Source organism: Pseudodesulfovibrio sp. S3 (assembly GCF_004025585.1).
Lineage (GTDB): Bacteria > Desulfobacterota > Desulfovibrionia > Desulfovibrionales > Desulfovibrionaceae > Pseudodesulfovibrio.
This window is the reverse complement of sequence record NZ_QTZO01000006.1, coordinates 113,215-129,331: the sequence shown is the minus strand read 5'-3', so window position 1 is coordinate 129,331 and position 16,117 is coordinate 113,215. Positions and strand designations below refer to the sequence as shown.

General features: G+C 47.4%; 20 protein-coding genes. 12 read left to right on the top strand and 8 right to left on the bottom strand.

The annotated features are described in order from the left end of the window. Positions 1-66: 66 nt before the first annotated feature. The 4 genes from DWB63_RS08920 to DWB63_RS08905 all read left to right on the top strand — a co-directional run bounded on the left by DWB63_RS08920 (position 67) and on the right by DWB63_RS08905 (position 3,594). Entirely contained in the window at positions 67-747 is a 681-nt protein-coding gene (locus tag DWB63_RS08920) for a hypothetical protein (RefSeq protein WP_128328481.1), read from the top strand. An 89-nt stretch (positions 748-836) separates the two neighbouring features. Then, on the top strand, positions 837-1,505 hold the full coding sequence (locus tag DWB63_RS08915; protein ID WP_128328480.1) for a hypothetical protein: 669 nt from the start codon (positions 837-839) through the stop codon (positions 1,503-1,505). Between the two features lie 54 nt (positions 1,506-1,559). Then, complete coding sequence (locus DWB63_RS08910; RefSeq protein ID WP_128328479.1) at positions 1,560-2,528, top strand: hypothetical protein; 969 nt, start codon at positions 1,560-1,562, stop codon at positions 2,526-2,528. 328 nt (positions 2,529-2,856) lie between these two features. After that, on the top strand, positions 2,857-3,594 hold the full coding sequence (locus tag DWB63_RS08905; protein ID WP_128328478.1) for a hypothetical protein: 738 nt from the start codon (positions 2,857-2,859) through the stop codon (positions 3,592-3,594). 48 nt (positions 3,595-3,642) lie between these two features. Here the strand turns inward: DWB63_RS08905 and DWB63_RS08900 are convergent, their stop codons facing one another. From DWB63_RS08900 to DWB63_RS08885, 4 genes are all read right to left on the bottom strand, one after another. Then, the gene (locus DWB63_RS08900) at positions 3,643-4,254 is read right to left on the bottom strand and encodes a hypothetical protein (protein ID WP_128328477.1); all 612 of its coding nucleotides are present in this window, start codon (positions 4,252-4,254) and stop codon (positions 3,643-3,645) included. 341 nt (positions 4,255-4,595) lie between these two features. Further along, positions 4,596-5,108, bottom strand: coding sequence for a hypothetical protein (locus tag DWB63_RS08895; RefSeq protein ID WP_128328476.1), 513 nt, complete (start codon positions 5,106-5,108; stop codon positions 4,596-4,598). A gap of 16 nt (positions 5,109-5,124) precedes the next feature. Beyond that, complete coding sequence (locus tag DWB63_RS08890) at positions 5,125-6,135, bottom strand: site-specific integrase (RefSeq protein WP_128328475.1); 1,011 nt, start codon at positions 6,133-6,135, stop codon at positions 5,125-5,127. Positions 6,136-6,439: 304 nt separating this feature from the next. Beyond that, a complete protein-coding gene (locus tag DWB63_RS08885) occupies positions 6,440-7,270 on the bottom strand; it encodes a hypothetical protein (RefSeq protein ID WP_128328474.1) in 831 nt (276 codons plus the stop codon). Between the two features lie 308 nt (positions 7,271-7,578). On the opposite strand from DWB63_RS08885, the gene DWB63_RS08880 reads away from it, so the two are divergent. The 4 genes from DWB63_RS08880 (at position 7,579) to DWB63_RS08865 (ending at position 11,036) form a co-directional block, all read left to right on the top strand. Beyond that, a complete protein-coding gene (locus DWB63_RS08880; protein WP_128328473.1) occupies positions 7,579-8,562 on the top strand; it encodes a hypothetical protein in 984 nt (327 codons plus the stop codon). Then, on the top strand, positions 8,555-9,664 hold the full coding sequence (locus DWB63_RS08875) for a hypothetical protein (RefSeq protein WP_128328472.1): 1,110 nt from the start codon (positions 8,555-8,557) through the stop codon (positions 9,662-9,664). The genes DWB63_RS08880 and DWB63_RS08875 overlap by 8 nt, the downstream gene beginning before the upstream one ends. After that, positions 9,645-10,319: a hypothetical protein gene (locus DWB63_RS08870; RefSeq protein ID WP_128328471.1), complete on the top strand. Its 675-nt coding sequence runs from the start codon at positions 9,645-9,647 to the stop codon at positions 10,317-10,319. The genes DWB63_RS08875 and DWB63_RS08870 overlap by 20 nt, the downstream gene beginning before the upstream one ends. A 93-nt stretch (positions 10,320-10,412) precedes the next feature. Next, positions 10,413-11,036, top strand: coding sequence for a site-specific integrase (locus tag DWB63_RS08865; RefSeq protein ID WP_128328470.1), 624 nt, complete (start codon positions 10,413-10,415; stop codon positions 11,034-11,036). Positions 11,037-11,047: 11 nt separating this feature from the next. Here DWB63_RS08865 and DWB63_RS08860 read toward each other — a convergent pair whose 3' ends face one another. Next, positions 11,048-11,296, bottom strand: a complete 249-nt coding sequence (locus DWB63_RS08860; protein WP_241648761.1) for a helix-turn-helix transcriptional regulator — start codon at positions 11,294-11,296, stop codon at positions 11,048-11,050. Positions 11,297-11,441: 145 nt separating this feature from the next. Between DWB63_RS08860 and DWB63_RS08855 the strand changes: the two genes are divergently transcribed. Beyond that, a complete protein-coding gene (locus DWB63_RS08855; protein WP_128328469.1) occupies positions 11,442-11,732 on the top strand; it encodes a hypothetical protein in 291 nt (96 codons plus the stop codon). Position 11,733: 1 nt separating this feature from the next. Next, a complete protein-coding gene (locus DWB63_RS08850; protein ID WP_128328468.1) occupies positions 11,734-12,348 on the top strand; it encodes a hypothetical protein in 615 nt (204 codons plus the stop codon). A 422-nt stretch (positions 12,349-12,770) separates the two neighbouring features. Here the strand turns inward: DWB63_RS08850 and DWB63_RS08845 are convergent, their stop codons facing one another. Next, positions 12,771-12,977, bottom strand: coding sequence for a hypothetical protein (locus DWB63_RS08845; RefSeq protein WP_128328467.1), 207 nt, complete (start codon positions 12,975-12,977; stop codon positions 12,771-12,773). A gap of 61 nt (positions 12,978-13,038) precedes the next feature. On the opposite strand from DWB63_RS08845, the gene DWB63_RS08840 reads away from it, so the two are divergent. After that, positions 13,039-13,281 carry a hypothetical protein gene (locus DWB63_RS08840; protein ID WP_128328466.1) on the top strand — a complete coding sequence of 81 codons (243 nt, stop codon included), beginning with the start codon at positions 13,039-13,041 and terminating at the stop codon, positions 13,279-13,281. Between the two features lie 70 nt (positions 13,282-13,351). On the opposite strand, the gene DWB63_RS08835 is transcribed toward DWB63_RS08840, so the two are convergent. Together DWB63_RS08835 and DWB63_RS08830 are read right to left on the bottom strand one after the other, a co-directional pair. Beyond that, on the bottom strand, positions 13,352-14,377 hold the full coding sequence (locus DWB63_RS08835) for a hypothetical protein (RefSeq protein ID WP_128328465.1): 1,026 nt from the start codon (positions 14,375-14,377) through the stop codon (positions 13,352-13,354). 87 nt (positions 14,378-14,464) lie between these two features. After that, positions 14,465-15,142 carry a hypothetical protein gene (locus DWB63_RS08830; protein ID WP_128328464.1) on the bottom strand — a complete coding sequence of 226 codons (678 nt, stop codon included), beginning with the start codon at positions 15,140-15,142 and terminating at the stop codon, positions 14,465-14,467. Positions 15,143-15,407: 265 nt separating this feature from the next. Here DWB63_RS08830 and DWB63_RS08825 point away from each other — a divergent pair, with 265 nt between their 5' ends. Then, positions 15,408-16,112: a DUF5677 domain-containing protein gene (locus DWB63_RS08825; RefSeq protein ID WP_128328463.1), complete on the top strand. Its 705-nt coding sequence runs from the start codon at positions 15,408-15,410 to the stop codon at positions 16,110-16,112. Positions 16,113-16,117: the final 5 nt, after the last annotated feature.

Below are 16,117 nucleotides of genomic sequence, written 5' to 3'. Positions count from 1 at the left end.
GAACTAAGTATTTCTTCACCAATAGAGTCAACATAATACCGATGCTTTCGAAGCATAGGAGCTCAAATGAAACCTGCCAGTATTTGCCTCTTGCTCATTCTTGCCGCTGTTGTCCTTTCTCCTCTTGAAGTCAAAGCCGGGACCGCCCAAGAGCGGGCGGGAGAACTGGTTCAGTGGCGGGAGAACTGCAACGACCCGGACCCGGACCTCCGGTTGGCATACATCGAAAACGCCATTTCCAGCGGTGATGTCTCCATCCAGAGAATATGCATCCGGTGCGCCGTGGAGAGCGACAATGCAGATATTAAAAACCTGGGCTTGAGGGCTGCTATAGCATCGTTGAAGCAAATAACGTTCACAGTCGAACTGCCAGTTGAAATGCAAGCCAAGTTACAAAGAGCAGGCGACAACAAAGACGAAATCCAAAGCGTCATTGACAAAAATCGAAACGAATTTAGCGGATATAATACTATTAAGAATGGGCTATCTTTTATTATTACGGAAGCTACCGTACCGTCTTCACAGTCGATATGGTTTTCTTTGGCTAAACAAAGCTCTAAAAATGACGACTTCAAAGGGACAGCAACAATAACTGGAGACAGAATCAATTGGGTTGGTCGATCTTCCATTGACCGTAACAGCTATGAGTCATCGATTTCCCTCAAACTTGAAGCTGGTGGTGTTCTTAAAGGCACGTACCAGCCCAGTAGTGGGCCAGTTTATCCAATAACTGCAAAGCTATGGTAACCTCGCGATAAGCCCCTATGAGCAATAGAATACCCTCATATTGTCGCTGTTCCGCCTTCGATTGGATCCCATTGGGACTAATCCTACTTATGTTTTTGTTCGGGGTTCCCGTAGTATTCGCCCAAGAAGGCGGCATACTGAGTGCGGACAGCACTCGGTTCCATGAAAATTATGACCCCGAAGTCCCGGTTTCTGGCGGCGCCATTGTGGGCATTAGTCTAGGGCGCCTGGATGGGGATGTGGATGTCGAGAACGTGCGGCTCCCGTCCTTCTCGGGAGACAGCGTTTGCGTCCGGATCGTCACGCAGGACGGGCGTTATTCCGCGAACAACGTGTACAGGAAAACGGGCAGTGGTGACCCAAAAGGCACAGTCCTGCTCACTCCCGTGAGCTTGAAATACGCTGAAGCCCTTTCCAAATACAAGATGTCCGCCTTTGCTTTGAACGCATTCATCCCCAAAGAGGGGACCTCCGACCCGCAGCAGGCAATTCACCTGCCCCAAATGCTGCCGGATGCGGACAAGATCAAGACCCTGACCGTCCTAGTCAATTCGGGAGGGAGGTTCAGCAAAATGACCATGAACGAGGCTGGCTCCACGTTCCTTTGCCAGAACGTCAAGGACGGGGCGAGAATCGCCTACGACACTGTCTGCAAGGGGGACCTCGCGACATACACGCCCGGCGTCAAATCCGTATTGATCATCCTGGACGACGGCTTCGGCGAGGAAAGCATACATTTTTCCTTGCTGCTGCCCTAACCGCACGGCCCCCTCCGGCCCATCATCCGCATGTCCCTGAACGCCTCGCAAGCAATGTGCATACTCAGAACACTGAAGTATCTTGCCCTGTTGGGCATCCTGTCGCTCTTGCTGTTCATACAGATCTCGCCCACCGACCCGTACGTCGTCATTTCCGCGACAACGGAGGTCTTGACCTATCGCGTGTCGAGGGCTGAAGTGGCAGCCATCCCTTTGATAGAAGCCCAAGTCCGCTCAACCGACGCCGGTTTCACCACTCTGAAAGACGAAGAAGGCAGGCCTCTGTTCACCGGTCTTCTGGAACCGACCAAGGATAGTATTGTCTGCTATCGATACGCTGACGGAAGGGTCTCCATTGTTGTCGACGGCGGCGACAAGAGCGCCGGGACGGTCAAACTCCCAGACGGCAGGCAACATGAGTTGTCGACGCGAGCGATGTTCGTCGTAAACATGAGTCAGGGGACATTACAGCGGCTCCCCATTGCCGGGCCGACAGAAATCGGCCAGGAATACGGAGTACAAGCCGTCCCCCAAGGCAAAGGAGCCTTTTCACGCCCGATCATGTCCAAAGGCAACATCAACGTTTTCGGTAGAGGGCGGTTTTGGCCCTACAAAAATGATCTGTACCCAGTGCCTGGGGGCAACATCCCTCTCCCGGCAGGAGGACGACTCTCATCCGGAGACACCCTTATTCCCCATTCCCCCACGGCTGCCAGCCCCTGGTTCGGCATTGCTCAGATCACCCCTGAAGGGTTCGACATTTCCGCGACAACAGTTTCATCAAACTTGCGCCTGTACCGCATGGGCTCAACGGGTGAGTCCGAAACATTTGCCCTTAGCGTCCTGACCCAAGCTATCTCCGACCCGGTCTTCCAATGGGTCGTGCTTTTCTTCGGAACCCTCCAAGTACTCATCAGCATGTGGGGCAGTCGGTCCCGCCGGAAAAGAGAGACCTTCGACAATGTCAAAAACATTCTCAAGCCTTTTACTCAGCATCTGCGTCGTCTTTTCCAGCTTCGGTAGCCTTTGCCAGACAGTGTCGGCGGAACCGGTGCTCATCCGAGCCCGGAGCGGACAGGAGGGCCACGGCTGGTTGTTCGGCGCTCCGCAGGATGGGCAAAGTTGGATTGTCACCCCGGCCCATGTCGTGGCATCCCCTGAGACAGGCGCGTTGGAGCCATTCTACTTCGTGGACGGACTAGGCGTGTCTGGCGAATGCGCCAAGCCAATACCCTGTAGCGACAATCCCAAGGATACACTTGCTGACAAAGAGGGTCAGGACCTGGCATTCGCGCGGGTGGTCATCGGACGTCCCGACGGAGAGTGCAAATCTCGATTAGGACTCTCCTCCATGGGATACCAAGCCGCAATGCTGAAGGCCCAAGGATTTCTCATTGTATCGATGTTCCAGACCAGCGCAGGCGGTCTTCCCCTGACCCTGGCCCGCCACTCCGTCGATTCCTTCGGGGGAGCGGTCATCGACTTCAAACCCGTTGGAACATTACCCGGGGGAGCATTCCGCAAGGGGATCAGCGGCTCCCCGGTTGTTACCGAGATACATGGCCAGATTATCCCAGTGGCGATGGTTTTGCGGATCAATCCCGACACAGGCGTTCTGCGCACCCTGCGTTTTGACTACATCAAGGAGCAATTCAACAGGATAAAAGCCAAGGAAGAAGGATCACCAATTGCACAGACAACCTCTGAGGGAATCCCTTATCGCATCGAATACACTTCCTATGCCCCTATTGACGGTGATCTCGGAGCTTCCACCCTTCAACAGACCGGCTGTTGGGGCGCTATGGCAAATGAAGGCAAAAAGACGGTAGAGTTGATCCTCAGCGTCAACAAACCCGGAATGATCGACAGCATTGAAATCCAACAAAGCGAAACCTGCGGAAGTGGCCCATTGCACTTCTGGTTGGACCAGCGGGTCAATGACAAAGGGAACTGGGAATACGTCAGGGCGTACGAACAAAAGGAGAAAACAAACTCCTCACATCGAATCGGACTTGCCGCTCCCAGGCAACTTAGGATTCGATTCGACGCCCGAAATCCGGTCTTCATCCAAGGCATCCGTCTGCACTGACGGGCACAAATCATCACGTACTAATCGCAAGGTGACCGACGACTTCGATTACCTCACGATCAGGTAGTTGGCATTCCCATCGATCCAGCTACCAAACACCTTGACCTGGTGAATGTTCACCTCGTCGTCTCCCTGGGCTCGCAGGGTAATGTTTCGGGCAGGACGGCCCACGAGAATTTGGTGCCACTCACCGTAGGCTTTTACGTCTATGTCGGCGGCGACGAGCGCGTCGTCGGCGTATACCAAAACCTTGCCGTCGCGCTTTGACCCGATGTTGTCGTCTGCCAGGAACAAGACCTTATCCACCTCGGCCATCCGCTTCATGGAAAGGATGAGTTCGCCAAAGGAATCCCGGCCGCACTTGTCTCCACCCATGCAGTAAGCCCTCTCCGGACGGAAGGAGAGGATCATCCCGTCAGCTATATCCTGGCGCAACTCCGCCTCTTCCCTTTGCTGCTTCTCTTCCAGCCGAATCCTCTCGCGTTCAAGCTTGATCTGTTCGTCCTGCTTTCGAGCTTCAAGTCTTTGCTCTGGAGTAAGTTGACTCCACTCCTCGTCGCTCATACCCAACGGATGCGTCGCGCAGGCCGCGATCAGACAAACGAAAAGCAACAGTACGGAAAGCAACAAATACTTCGACAAATATCGTTTAACAAACATAACTACCTCTTTCGGCAAATATCAATTTCTCCAATGCCTGAAACCAGCCACAGGGATTGTCACAGGGGCTAACGTCTGGAATGTTCAGAAACAGGACGATAGTTACAATTAATCTAAGTTGATCCCACTCAGGAGTTATGTCAATTCGAACTACAAACCAACCGGCTATCATTATGGTCATATTCCATTTCGCAATCAATAGGTCATCGGTTCAACTCCGACTCCTGGCTCCAGGAAAAGCTAAGCCCCTCAGTGAGTTATGTCACCGAGGGGCTTTTCTTCATTTGATTAACATGGCAACTGTACGCATTTTGTACGCACTTGACCTTCTTTCATTGTCGTTAGCCCTCAGAACCAAGCATCTCGTAATAGTCCTGAAGACTATCAAGATACTTGATAAGCGCATTTGCCAAGATATCCCGTCCGTTTCCCCCTCCAAAAGACTCATAGCAATATTCGAATCTCACCCCCAAAAGGCCATTTCGCAATGCATCAAGATGCCTATATTCAGGAGGATTTCCGGGATCATAATCGACGTCAAGGTCGTCCTGAAATCGATCCTCATCAAACAGATCTAACATCGCCTCTGGGTGTAAAAAAAACAAAATTACATTTGAATACGATAACGATTTTATGTCTCGTGTCTTTCTAATTCCCATAACGCAACTACCATAATCAAAGATGTCTACGACGATGACTAGCCGTTCGAACATATCAATTCTTAATCCGCTTTGTGGCCAACACAACACATCAAATTGACTCTCGTCCTCAAAGAAGCCAAGAGAATAATATGCGACTGCTTCATCTACTGCTCGTGCACTTTTAACTCCACATCCCAATAATCCGACTTTCATACCATTCTCCTTTCGATTAGACATCCAGCTTCAAACGATTCAGCGACGCCCGGAGATGATGATCAGATAAATGAGCATAAATCTCCGTAGTCCGTTTGTCGGTGTGCCCCAATAGCTCACCGATCGCCTGAAGCGATTCACCTGCCTCCGCCAGATTCGACGCGAACGTGTGTCGAAGGTCGTGCAAACGCATGTCAGGATGCCCGGCATCAACCAAAGCCTGCTTCACAAGCCCGGTTAATGTGTCCGGGTGTACCCAATGCTTAAAAACACGCCCCTGGCGGTCATCGAAGGATTTCAGGACTGCACGGAACTCAGGATGCATTGGATAACGCTTTGCCAAATGAGTCTTACTCTTGCGAACGAGATAGCAATCCCGTTCGAAATCGATATCTGCCCATTCAAGCGCAAACAGCTCTCCCCTGCGCCGCCCTGTGTACAGCAAAGCAATCACAAAACGGCGAAGTTCTGTATCCTCTATGGATTTGATGAGATTCGTGCATTCCTGTGCGGAAAGGAACGCGGGTGGCCGCTTGGCAGCCCTCAACTCTTTGTAGCCTTTGAAGGGATTCTCTTTCACGTAATCCCAATCAACGGCCTTGTTGAAGACAGCTCGAATGTGCCGGATGTAGTTATTGATTGTCGTTGACTTCAGACTATTGCCCTTACACTTGGCAACGAGGTTGTCCAACGACCTGAACCCTAAGCCCTCCAACTGAACCGAACGCTTCTCAACCTCTAGCAGCTTACGCAGCGCAAGCCGGTTGGCCTGAAATGTCTTCGGCTCTTGGGTAGACTCAGCCCAAACAAGGTATTCGTCTTCAAACTGCCCAAGAGAAACCTTGCATTCCTCTTGCTTCAGCTCTTCAAGACGACCGGATTGATATAGCCGGACAATCTCAGCAAAGAGCTGCATGGCTTCAGACTTTTTCGAGGTACGAAGGCTCATCCGTTTCCGGTTGATTTCATAGTACCACTTGTTACCTCTTTTAAAGGGCTTACGGAGTCCCATTATGCCTACTTTCATAGCATAAGTCTCCGCAAGTGTTCAACAATCAACTCATCTCTGCATTGCAAGAGTTGCTCAATGCTCCCTTGCTCTATTCGCCAATGACCAGACGGAAGCTTTTCCGCTCGGACAAGCCCCTGCACACAATAAGAGCGCATGGTATCACGGCAGACATTGAGCATACTCATTGCCTGTCCCATCTTGAGCCAATGGCTCCGCTCTATGCGTGTATAAGTGGGATGTCCGTCCTTCATGCCTTAACGATAAGGCAAGGAGGAAAGTACTAAAAAAAGTTAATCTGAATTAGTCCAGACGATTCTGTTCAATCAAGCCCTTCCATCTGATCAAGGAAAAAACAATTGACGGAATAAAACTCGAAGTCTGAGCGGCTTAGCAAAATAAGCGCATCATCCCAAAGGCCAAAGCTGTCAAAGCTATCAGGGAGAGTCCATGTCGTTGCTGGATCAAGGAGCGCTCCACGACTCTTGGGAACAACATGCTTGGTTCCGAAATCATACAGCGCACTCGCTAGCCTCAGCACCTCCAGCAGTCGAACACGGCGTTCTGAATTGCTCTCAGCGCCACCTGGCTTCACTGAATACCAAGCTGTGCAGATATGAGCCACTTCTCGCAATTCGTTCCAATGATTTTTTACTGAGCTAGTATTGATCTTATATTTCCTATCTTCTGGTATTCTTGCAAGCTCATCACAGGTCTCGTTGCCAAAAACACCACTTTCAACGAGCTCTGGGGCACTCACATACTCATGTATTGCGCGATCAACATACTTCTCAACAGCTGCCAAATAGCTCATCGGCTGACCCTGATAATATGTTCCGGAGTATATCAACCTCATCAAAGAGTAGACTGTATATATCTTTTTTTTGCACGCATCCCACTTTTTATTATAGCTGTCCAACGAATCACTCTCATTTAAAAACCTCACAAGGCTTGGAGTCATAATTTTCATAACATCATCGTCTGACAAGCTGCCCAAATAAAACGACCAAAATGCTCTCTCTCGCCCTCTAGACTGTTCTTCGTCTCGGGAAAGCTTGTCATTAGCTTTTGTTGTTTTTGGATACAAGATCGTGCTCTTAATTCGGGCCGAAATATAATCCGCAGAACTATTTTCTTCTATTTTGAGCTTCATAACTTATTAGCTTACGGAAAATTTTTAATCACTTCAACAAAGACCTTGAGTACCAATTTGGCCTCTTGCTAAACTGTAACGAATATTACGCAATACTCTAAATAATTCAGCGAGATAAACTCAACATCCATACTTGTCAAAACCTCTAAACCTCCAACTCTATTCTCGATATCTCATTTACAAAATACTAAAAACAGGATATATATTTAATAAAATTGGACTCTTCGTCTCAGCACACTTGCAAACAATTCAAATCAACAGACTGACATTACACACACAAATTTAAATGAGAATAAACGGGATGCACAATGAGTGAAACAGCTAATATTGCAATAATGGCAGAGGACATTTCTAGCCATATTTTTAAGCAATTCAAGTGGACTACTAAAGGACCGATGAATGTAGACTGGAAATGCGTTTGCCCCCAAAAGCACAGTAAAAAAACACATCCTAGTGATGTAGTTTTTCATTATATTGAGCCATACCGAAACAGTATATCCTGTATAAATACCGATCTCAAAAGCTACAAAAAAGGATCGATCACACGGGACCAGATTTGCGGAGCGATCCAAAGCCTAGACATGGCTATCGAGTGCGCAAAGGTAAGTGGCGAATGGCAAACACTGTACGCTCCGCCTGAAAACTATGAAGTTTTTGGGCTTCTCTTCATATATAACCATGACGGAGGGTACGACTTAGAATTTGGTCAATTGCTCGACAAGGCAATGCGACGAGTTAATATAGCACCTAAAAATAAAATTTTCGTGCTCTCCCCCTACGACATTTGTTACCTAAAAACTGTCACCAATGACATTGCAACCCTGAGAGGCGCAGAGGACTGCACCAAGATACCTGATAGCCAAAACTGTTCATTTTACTACCCTACCACCTCAAGACTCAAACACGCGCACGCCCCTGTTAGCCACCCGGCAACGCTGGAGATGCTGACAGGCCCATGGCAAATAATGCGCTACAATATTGACGGAGATGCATCAAAAGGATTTGGAATATCCGTTTACATGAGAACTCCTGGGAATACGAAGGAAGAGTTTATTTATCTAATTGATTATTTATGCACTTACCAACTATTAAACGAATCTAAAAAAATAATGATCAACTTACCAAACGCATCACCTATTGCAAATGTAATGTTTGAAAATGCGGTTAAAGATTATATTAGCATGAGAAATGATGATTTTTTCGCACAAAAAATAAAGTCTATTTCGTTACGCAGAATAACTAATATTGTTACAAGCTACTCAACAGTAGAGATAGGGATGCGGTATGAATAATAATTCTTTATTTTATGCGTCAGATGCAGATATTTATGACGCTCTATACTCAACAAAAAAAAGAGTTACAATCAACCTTTTGGTTGAGATACTGAGAGGAAGAGGAATTATTGTGTCGGAAGAAGCTAATAGAGAGCATCTGGTAGATTATATTTCATCATTGCCACATGACTATAATGACTATACCCATCTTATAGAAACCGTTTCCTCATCAGCAAGATCAGAAAAAACGGCATCGACATCTTTGAGTGAAGTGGTAAAGAAAGAAGAGATCGACAATGCGTTTGAATCTCTGAAATTAGCACGCGACAATAATAATGAAGCATATTCTATGGCGATCATAGACAATAAAGTCATCATTGACGTCCAATACACAGAAATTGACAGATCGATGACAAGACTTCGACAGAGGACTCATAAAGAAGCAAAGATTGAGATAGAGATAGTAGATGGAAAAACTAAAATACGCCATCCTGCAAATGACCGAGTACATGATATTGTTGATACAATCATTGACAAAATTGAACAGCAGAAAACGGGTCCTATGGAAAAAGAATCCCTCGATTTTTCTGGCATTCCTTCTCACGAAATACGCTCCGATTTTTTCAAACGTCTGATATCCAGCATCGAAGGCTACAAGTTGCACGGAGTTACCAAAATTAACGTCAACCACGCTGACACAACAAACACAACGGATGATGACGCTTCCTCCGATGATGATTACTCCGCAGCAGAACAGGAGCTAGTCGGAATAGTGGAGAACGCGATACTTAAAGGCGAGTCTCTTCTCTCCTCAAAAGAATTTCAATCCCTAGCTCAAAGCGGCTTTTACATCACCAGCATTAGGTGGACCGCAGAGAAGCAATCAACTCCAAGAAGTAAGCTTGAGTTTGAAGCTCAATTTCACAACGCCAAAGACTGTACCCATTTTAGATACAATGTACTCGGCGTATATACGGGACTAGACCAGGGGTACACTCAAAACCGCAAACAACTAAAACCACACGAAAAAACTCAATATCTTCGACTAATCGAAAATACTGCCCAAAGGGTGTATTCCTCAATACGAGAAGAGCAACACAATGCAAAGCCAATCATATAGATGGCTATCATTTCGCAGCCAACGAAGCCTTGAGGAGATAGGAAACGCAATCCTTCTTCATAAATTTTCTAATAGCGAAGATCAAGGGTTCACCTTATATGAACTTAATAAGAATGTTATTGAGGCAAAGTTCACTGAAAAAATTCATATGATAGAAAGTGTTGTAGATTACAATGGGAATATAACAACTATTCCGATTGAAACATTTGTTCATACCACTTTTCAGATACGAAACGACTACGGCTTTATTGAAATATACGATCCACCACGCAAGCTTCTTGGGCTTATAAACCATCTAGGGAAAATAACTAACTATGAAACAGAAATTGCACAACAGTTAATGAACATACCACGATTAATTACTTATTTTGAAAATATAGGCATAAGAATACGAGTAAGAATCATTAAGTGCAAAGACATAAGCCTATCAAATGACACTCAAGCTGAAATGATTATTAAAAGTTCAAGCGATGTACGTAACAATGCAAAAGATTACTTTCAAAAATATACTATTGCTTCAGCGACTATATCTTTTGTAGACATATCATCGACAGCTAAACTAATCGCCTCTAACTCTGGGCACATCAAGATAGTTGATTGCAAAAGCTTAGTAAAAAGAGATTTGCTCAGAGAGGCAGTAGTTGCTGCCATATAGCCAATGAAATGATTTTTCTCTTCCATAAAGACTATCTGTAAAGCAAAATTTTATGAAAATTGACATTATCATAAAAATTTGCTATGCTTTTATATGAAAACATCAGAATATTTAGTCAATCGGCAAAAGTTCTTTTCGCTGGCCGAAATCGGTCAAATTCTCCAATGCTGCATAACCCGCGCTGAAGCAGATTTGATCCGCAAACGGACCACTTGGCCCGTCCGGTATATGCTTGTGCATTTGGCTCTCAGAACCGGACTACGTGTGCACGAGATCGCGGCCCTGAGGGTCAAAGACGTACAGCAGTACAATGCAGAGCGGGCGCTATTCGTCAAGAAGGGAAAACGGGGAAAACCGAGGGTGGTCTACTTCGATACGAAGCTTGCTGCCCATATCGACAGCTTTATCCGGCTAAAAGAGAAGTGGGGCCAGGATACAGATAACCACGCCCCTCTGTTCGCTGGACGTGCAGGAAAGCACTTCACCCCTACAGCACTCAGCATTTCTTTCAAAAACGCAGTCAAAGCCGCAGGGCTACCTGATCACTATTCCATTCATTGCGCTCGACACACATACGCCACACACTTACTAGCCAAGACGAACAGCTTGAGATTCGTCCAAAAACAACTCGGCCACGCTAGCCTGAACATGACCAGCCTCTACGCCGATTTACTGCCGGAGGCGAACCAACCCCTAGCGGAACTCATTTTGAGCTAGAGCCGAGGCCCCTAGAGGCCGGAAACCAACTCCACCATTTCAACCGACAACGCCTCTGCCAACTTCTTCATCGTCAGCAGGGAAATGTTCTGCCTTCCCCGTTCTAGACCGCTGACATACGTCCTGTGTGCGTCAGCTTCTTCCGCTAGCCCCTCCTGAGACAGGCCGGCCTTTTCCCTCAATACGCGTACCCTCTCGCCAAATTCAGCCATCAGGGTCCGCTCTGCTTCCGAGTAATCATTCAAGCTCTTTGTAGGCACATGAAACTCCTTTTTCAGTACCTCGCACAGTGCTTGACTTGTTGATTATACTACTACAGAGTATACTCTACATTGGTTGAGCTTTGGATAGACGGTCTGACCATAATCCAGTGCAGAATCTCAATTCACACCCGACGGAGGAGCGATGGCAGAGACAAGTGCAGGGGCAGCCCCAAAACAAGGATTCAGTTGGATGGGACTTCTATTCGGCGGTATGTATTTCGCCGGGTACGGCAAGCTCGTTAAGGGCCTGATCATGGGCGCACTGAGCTTCATCCCGCTCACGGCGATTGCCGTCCACATCTACGCGGGAATTAAGGCCAGGAAAGAGCTTCCGGTAGGCGAACAGGCATTTAGCTGGATGAACGCCATCATCGTGTTCTGCGTGACCAGCGCGATCACCGGAGCTGTCCTCTACATAGTACAGGGGGCATAAGATGAAGATAATTCAGAAGCGAAACAATGCTATCTTTATCCCAATCTTGGTAGTGGCTCTTCTGGCACTGGCCGGATGCTTCCAGAATGACGTTGATCTCGTCAAAGACGGGACCATGAATGGGTATCCGACCACAACCATTGGCCCGGCCTTTGATGCCAGCTTTGATGGCCCGAAGTGGGAAGCATTTGAAACGGACAAAAAGGTACGAGTAGTTGAGTTCTCCGGCAGGATTTCCCAAACCCTACACGACAATTATGTCAGCAACATCCTGAACTCCGCTTACCTGGGCATAACGCCTGACGTATTCCAACCGTTTGCCGAAGCCATATTGCCTGAGCCGGAATACCAGCAAGTCCATGAAGCTGTGTCCGGGGAAGGCTCAGCGCCTCGCGCGGAAGTGGATAAAGCTCTGCTTGAAGCAGCCTGCCAAAAGCTGGCCCCGACGGGCAGCATCGCAACCTTCCAATGGACGATCAACACAGACGGCGAGACGTTCTCGCTATCTTATGTTGATTACGACGCCTGGGGGCCGATAGCCGTGCAATTCCCTCTGGGCACGGTGCCGCTCCACCAAGACAAGCTCCAAGGCGTTCTGGACGCCATCTACGACTAATGAGAAAGGGAGGCTTGAGCCTCCCTTTCTCATTTCTCACAGCCTCTTGACATTCATATAGCTTTCGACCTTCAGCCGATTCCAATCCCGCCGCCTTGTCGTCGTAATATGCTGCGCAGGATCAAGCACGAACATATCCAGTCCACATTTTACGAGCAGAACCCAATGGTTGTTTTCCCCGGTCCTCTCGATCTCCAAAATGCTCAGTGGCCCAATGGGAGCATAAGACTTAAAGGGAGTATACCGAGACAGGGTGTAGCCATACTCTGCTAGCAGACACCTAAGATCGTAATTATGCGTGTAAAATGGCCCGTAAGTGTCGAACCCCAATAAGTCCACGGCAACCCGACGGACCTCGGCATAGGTCGCTCCTGCCACCATTGCCACGCACGCAAGGCCACAACCGGTGGCGTCTTCCTGAACTATTCTTTCCATTCCTTGCAGATGATTTCCTCGACCACTTCTTCTAGCGATAGGAATATCAGTTTATTGTTGTATTCGACAAGAAACAGCAAGCCGAGCTTGGTTATGATGGCATCCCTGAAGACGAAGATTTCGCCGTCTTCGGAGTGGAGCAGATCGCCGTATACGCAAGCACGGCTTGTTGCACTTAATCCTATTATTTTCATATGTTATAATACAATAATGGCTCGTAAAAGTCAAATCGACACTGAAGCTGACGGAGGGACCATGAAGATGACAAAGGCCGCGATTGAGGAACTGGTTAAGGGAAAGAAAAGTCAAACTTTGAGTGTAAAGCAACTCTACCTTGACATCGACATGATAAAAAAACGCTCTCCTAGGCACCTCGACGCATTAGCAGCAGATTCCCTGGATCTGCTTCTGAGGATTGCCAGCATGACCAAGAGTAAGAACAAACGAAAATCTCTCCTTGAGGGCATCAAAGCGGTAACAACAGCGCTCGATAATTAACATGAAAAGGGGGGGGCAAGACGCCCCCCCCTCTTGAACCAACCGTCTGAGGTGGACATCATAATGATTTTTAGCCGAATCGCCTTTCATAGACGTCCATCACAGCTTGACGCCACTCCTCATCAAATCTTCTCAGTTTGGCTTTTATAACCCTCGAAAGAGGAGCCATCGAAGCAGCTTCCACACATGCAACGTTAATATTGACCCCTCGGCGCTCTGCTGCAAGGCGTTCCAGGTGAAAAGAATCGATTCCGCCACAGTCATCGACCTCACAGTAAGAGCCCCATTCCTGAGGATAATCCCCATGCCCCTCAAAAACACAGAATTTGAATTTGCCGCCTAATATGGCTTCCATCCGGGGACAGAGAAAAAAGCCCTCTAAGTTACGCACACCATACTTTTTGAGATGATACTTGCCCCTTTCATCCGTTAAGATGAATTCTAGACGGACCCGATCCACATCATCCATATGCCACCATGGTTTTCCATCTTCCTTCATGCGCTTGAGGGCATCAGGTCCACGTTCGTAAATCTTAACAGCATTGGGCTTCTTTCCTGCGTTCCAAAAGTAAGACACGCTGTTTTCAGCCCTGTGATCATCCACACCCAAGAATGGACTGCCTGCACAGGTTCCCGCCCCAGTATGACCGGGAAACCACAGGTAACGACGTAGTAGCCAATGAACACCCAGAACATCCCTACTTTCTTTGCACACGAAATCCACGGCGTACTCGACGTAGCTCACAACCAAATCTGGAACCCTACGGTTAAGCTCCATGAGCGCCTCTGGTGTTGGGTTTACAGCTTTAATCCTAAAGTCCGGGTAGTTACTTTCAGACCACCAGTTCAAAGAGAACTTTACGCCCCTAAGATTGAAGTATTTCACCTCGCGGTACGTCGGGTCTTTGATCTCAGCCTTCTTTGGTGCGAAGGCCATCAGGTTATGACTCAAAACGTCAATCTGACCAGTTTTAAGGAATAATTCGACCCTGTGGATGTGCGGTTTAACCTGAACTATCTTTGATAAGACCTTGTGTACAAAGGCACCGTACCCATTGCTACGAGTCCCCAAATTCTTGCATTGACTTTTTATCATCAGAATCACCTGTTTTGCTTATCTATGTGAATATTTTAGTGTTAGTATATACTATGGACAAGTGCTCCCCAGTCCAACTGTTGGACTCTACTTCTTCTCAAGATCTTTCAAAATCGCCTCAAGAAGTGCCTGAATCTTTTTGATCTTCTTTGCGTAGTTACTTTTTGCTTTCGGATTTATCTTCTTACGTTTTCCAACATTAGCAGCAGCAAGTTTAGCTGCGACAGAAAGGTGTCTGATTGCGGCTTTGGTCTTCTCTGCTTTCGTCAGTTTTTTGCAAGTTGCCTTGGCATCCTTTGACCGAGTCTTGCGGCAATTCTCATCTACGTCCTCAGGAGCTAACTCCTCTAGGTCAATATCCTCTTTAGCATCATCCCATTTTCGCTGAATTCGCTCGACATCCCACTCTTCCCCCATTTTTGCTGACTCAACAATATCGTGCCGCAACCCCTTAGGGAAATCGCGTTTGGACATCAATACCAAACTCCTGACACTAAATTGCTTAACTTCATCGGGTGATTCGAATGCGTTGGCAATATTCATATAATTCCTTGCCGATGAATAACTAAAAGGAAGCTTGTCCTTCACCCACTGCTTGAACCCCTTTATCTTCTGCAACGGTTTGGCCTTATTGAGCAGCTTCCCCATTTCAAGAAGATCTTCCGCTCTCCTTTGCCACGCTTCATTGATTCGATCTGCCAACTGAAGCAGCCTGTGCTTCGTTTCCTGTTTCTTCGATCGACCTTTCTTCTTTGGGTTGGGCATGAAGCCTCCTTGGTTATAGGTTGAATCTTCAACCCCAACATGCCCGTCTGAATATGCGCTGGCGAAAGGTTAAAATGAATTAATCCAGACTAAATCAAAAAAGATGAGAGCAGCGCAGAGTAGGCGCAAAAAGAGTTAGCGTTTGCTTCTTCAGATAGGCCGTGCCACAAACGAACTCAGAAACTCGTAAGCACCTATCATCAGGGAAGCCGTTGCCAACTTTCTGGACTACGGCTTCTAGCTTAGGAAATGGGAGAATATATCCATGGACAAACCAAGCACCCGCAAACTCATCAAGGATATCAAGCACGAAAACAAGAAACTATCTGCCTGGCTTAACTCCCTTAAAGGGTTGAACCACACCCCAAAAACAGCCCTTACGTGGGCACATTTGGCAAGCCTTGTTCAGACATCCGAAGCAATTATCACATGCGCTCGGCACAAACATCACATCGTAATTCCTGCAATAGTAAGAACTGCCGGAGATTGTGTTGTCAATTGCCGCCTAATGATCGATCAATGCGACGACGAATCTGCACTTATGGGGGCGTGGATGGAAAAAGTTAAATTTGGCAACAAGATCACCAATCAGGCAAGACAGGCGTACAAAGCGGGCGAAATTAGGAACGCTGAAGAATACAAGGCCGTTATACGAGAAAAAATGGCGGCTATCCAAATCGACAACACCGAATGTTACTATGAGATGGAAATCGACCAAAGATGGAAAGCCATTAACCAAGAGCAAATGTACCATACCTGCTACTCTTTGCTCTCTAGCGAAGTCCACTCAAACCCAGGTGCTCTTGATGGACGCCATACAGCTGAAATAGACGGCACCCCAACTCTCGTTTGGTGTGGGTACGAGGAAGATGAGGCTCAAGACTTACTCATGGCTCTAGCCACATTTATGGAGTGGGCGAATCCTTGTTTCCAGTATCTTTCTGACTCGTTAGCAAAACTCAATGAGTAGCCATT

Excerpts from the sequence above, each read along its gene's own strand:
- DWB63_RS08835 (WP_128328465.1), bottom strand. The coding sequence starts at position 14,377 with ATGATAAAAAGTCAATGCAAGAATTTGGGGACTCGTAGCAATGGGTAC.
- DWB63_RS08840 (WP_128328466.1), top strand. The coding sequence starts at position 13,039 with ATGAAGATGACAAAGGCCGCGATTGAGGAACTGGTTAAGGGAAAGAAA.
- DWB63_RS08895 (WP_128328476.1), bottom strand. The coding sequence starts at position 5,108 with ATGAAAGTCGGATTATTGGGATGTGGAGTTAAAAGTGCACGAGCAGTA.
- DWB63_RS08825 (WP_128328463.1), top strand. The coding sequence starts at position 15,408 with ATGGACAAACCAAGCACCCGCAAACTCATCAAGGATATCAAGCACGAA.
- DWB63_RS08855 (WP_128328469.1), top strand. The coding sequence starts at position 11,442 with ATGGCAGAGACAAGTGCAGGGGCAGCCCCAAAACAAGGATTCAGTTGG.
- DWB63_RS08845 (WP_128328467.1), bottom strand. The coding sequence starts at position 12,977 with ATGAAAATAATAGGATTAAGTGCAACAAGCCGTGCTTGCGTATACGGC.
- DWB63_RS08830 (WP_128328464.1), bottom strand. The coding sequence starts at position 15,142 with ATGCCCAACCCAAAGAAGAAAGGTCGATCGAAGAAACAGGAAACGAAG.
- DWB63_RS08885 (WP_128328474.1), bottom strand. The coding sequence starts at position 7,270 with ATGAAGCTCAAAATAGAAGAAAATAGTTCTGCGGATTATATTTCGGCC.
- DWB63_RS08915 (WP_128328480.1), top strand. The coding sequence starts at position 837 with ATGTTTTTGTTCGGGGTTCCCGTAGTATTCGCCCAAGAAGGCGGCATA.
- DWB63_RS08890 (WP_128328475.1), bottom strand. The coding sequence starts at position 6,135 with ATGAAAGTAGGCATAATGGGACTCCGTAAGCCCTTTAAAAGAGGTAAC.
- DWB63_RS08905 (WP_128328478.1), top strand. The coding sequence starts at position 2,857 with ATGGGATACCAAGCCGCAATGCTGAAGGCCCAAGGATTTCTCATTGTA.
- DWB63_RS08900 (WP_128328477.1), bottom strand. The coding sequence starts at position 4,254 with ATGTTTGTTAAACGATATTTGTCGAAGTATTTGTTGCTTTCCGTACTG.
- DWB63_RS08920 (WP_128328481.1), top strand. The coding sequence starts at position 67 with ATGAAACCTGCCAGTATTTGCCTCTTGCTCATTCTTGCCGCTGTTGTC.
- DWB63_RS08870 (WP_128328471.1), top strand. The coding sequence starts at position 9,645 with ATGCAAAGCCAATCATATAGATGGCTATCATTTCGCAGCCAACGAAGC.
- DWB63_RS08880 (WP_128328473.1), top strand. The coding sequence starts at position 7,579 with ATGAGTGAAACAGCTAATATTGCAATAATGGCAGAGGACATTTCTAGC.
- DWB63_RS08850 (WP_128328468.1), top strand. The coding sequence starts at position 11,734 with ATGAAGATAATTCAGAAGCGAAACAATGCTATCTTTATCCCAATCTTG.
- DWB63_RS08875 (WP_128328472.1), top strand. The coding sequence starts at position 8,555 with ATGAATAATAATTCTTTATTTTATGCGTCAGATGCAGATATTTATGAC.
- DWB63_RS08865 (WP_128328470.1), top strand. The coding sequence starts at position 10,413 with ATGAAAACATCAGAATATTTAGTCAATCGGCAAAAGTTCTTTTCGCTG.
- DWB63_RS08910 (WP_128328479.1), top strand. The coding sequence starts at position 1,560 with ATGTGCATACTCAGAACACTGAAGTATCTTGCCCTGTTGGGCATCCTG.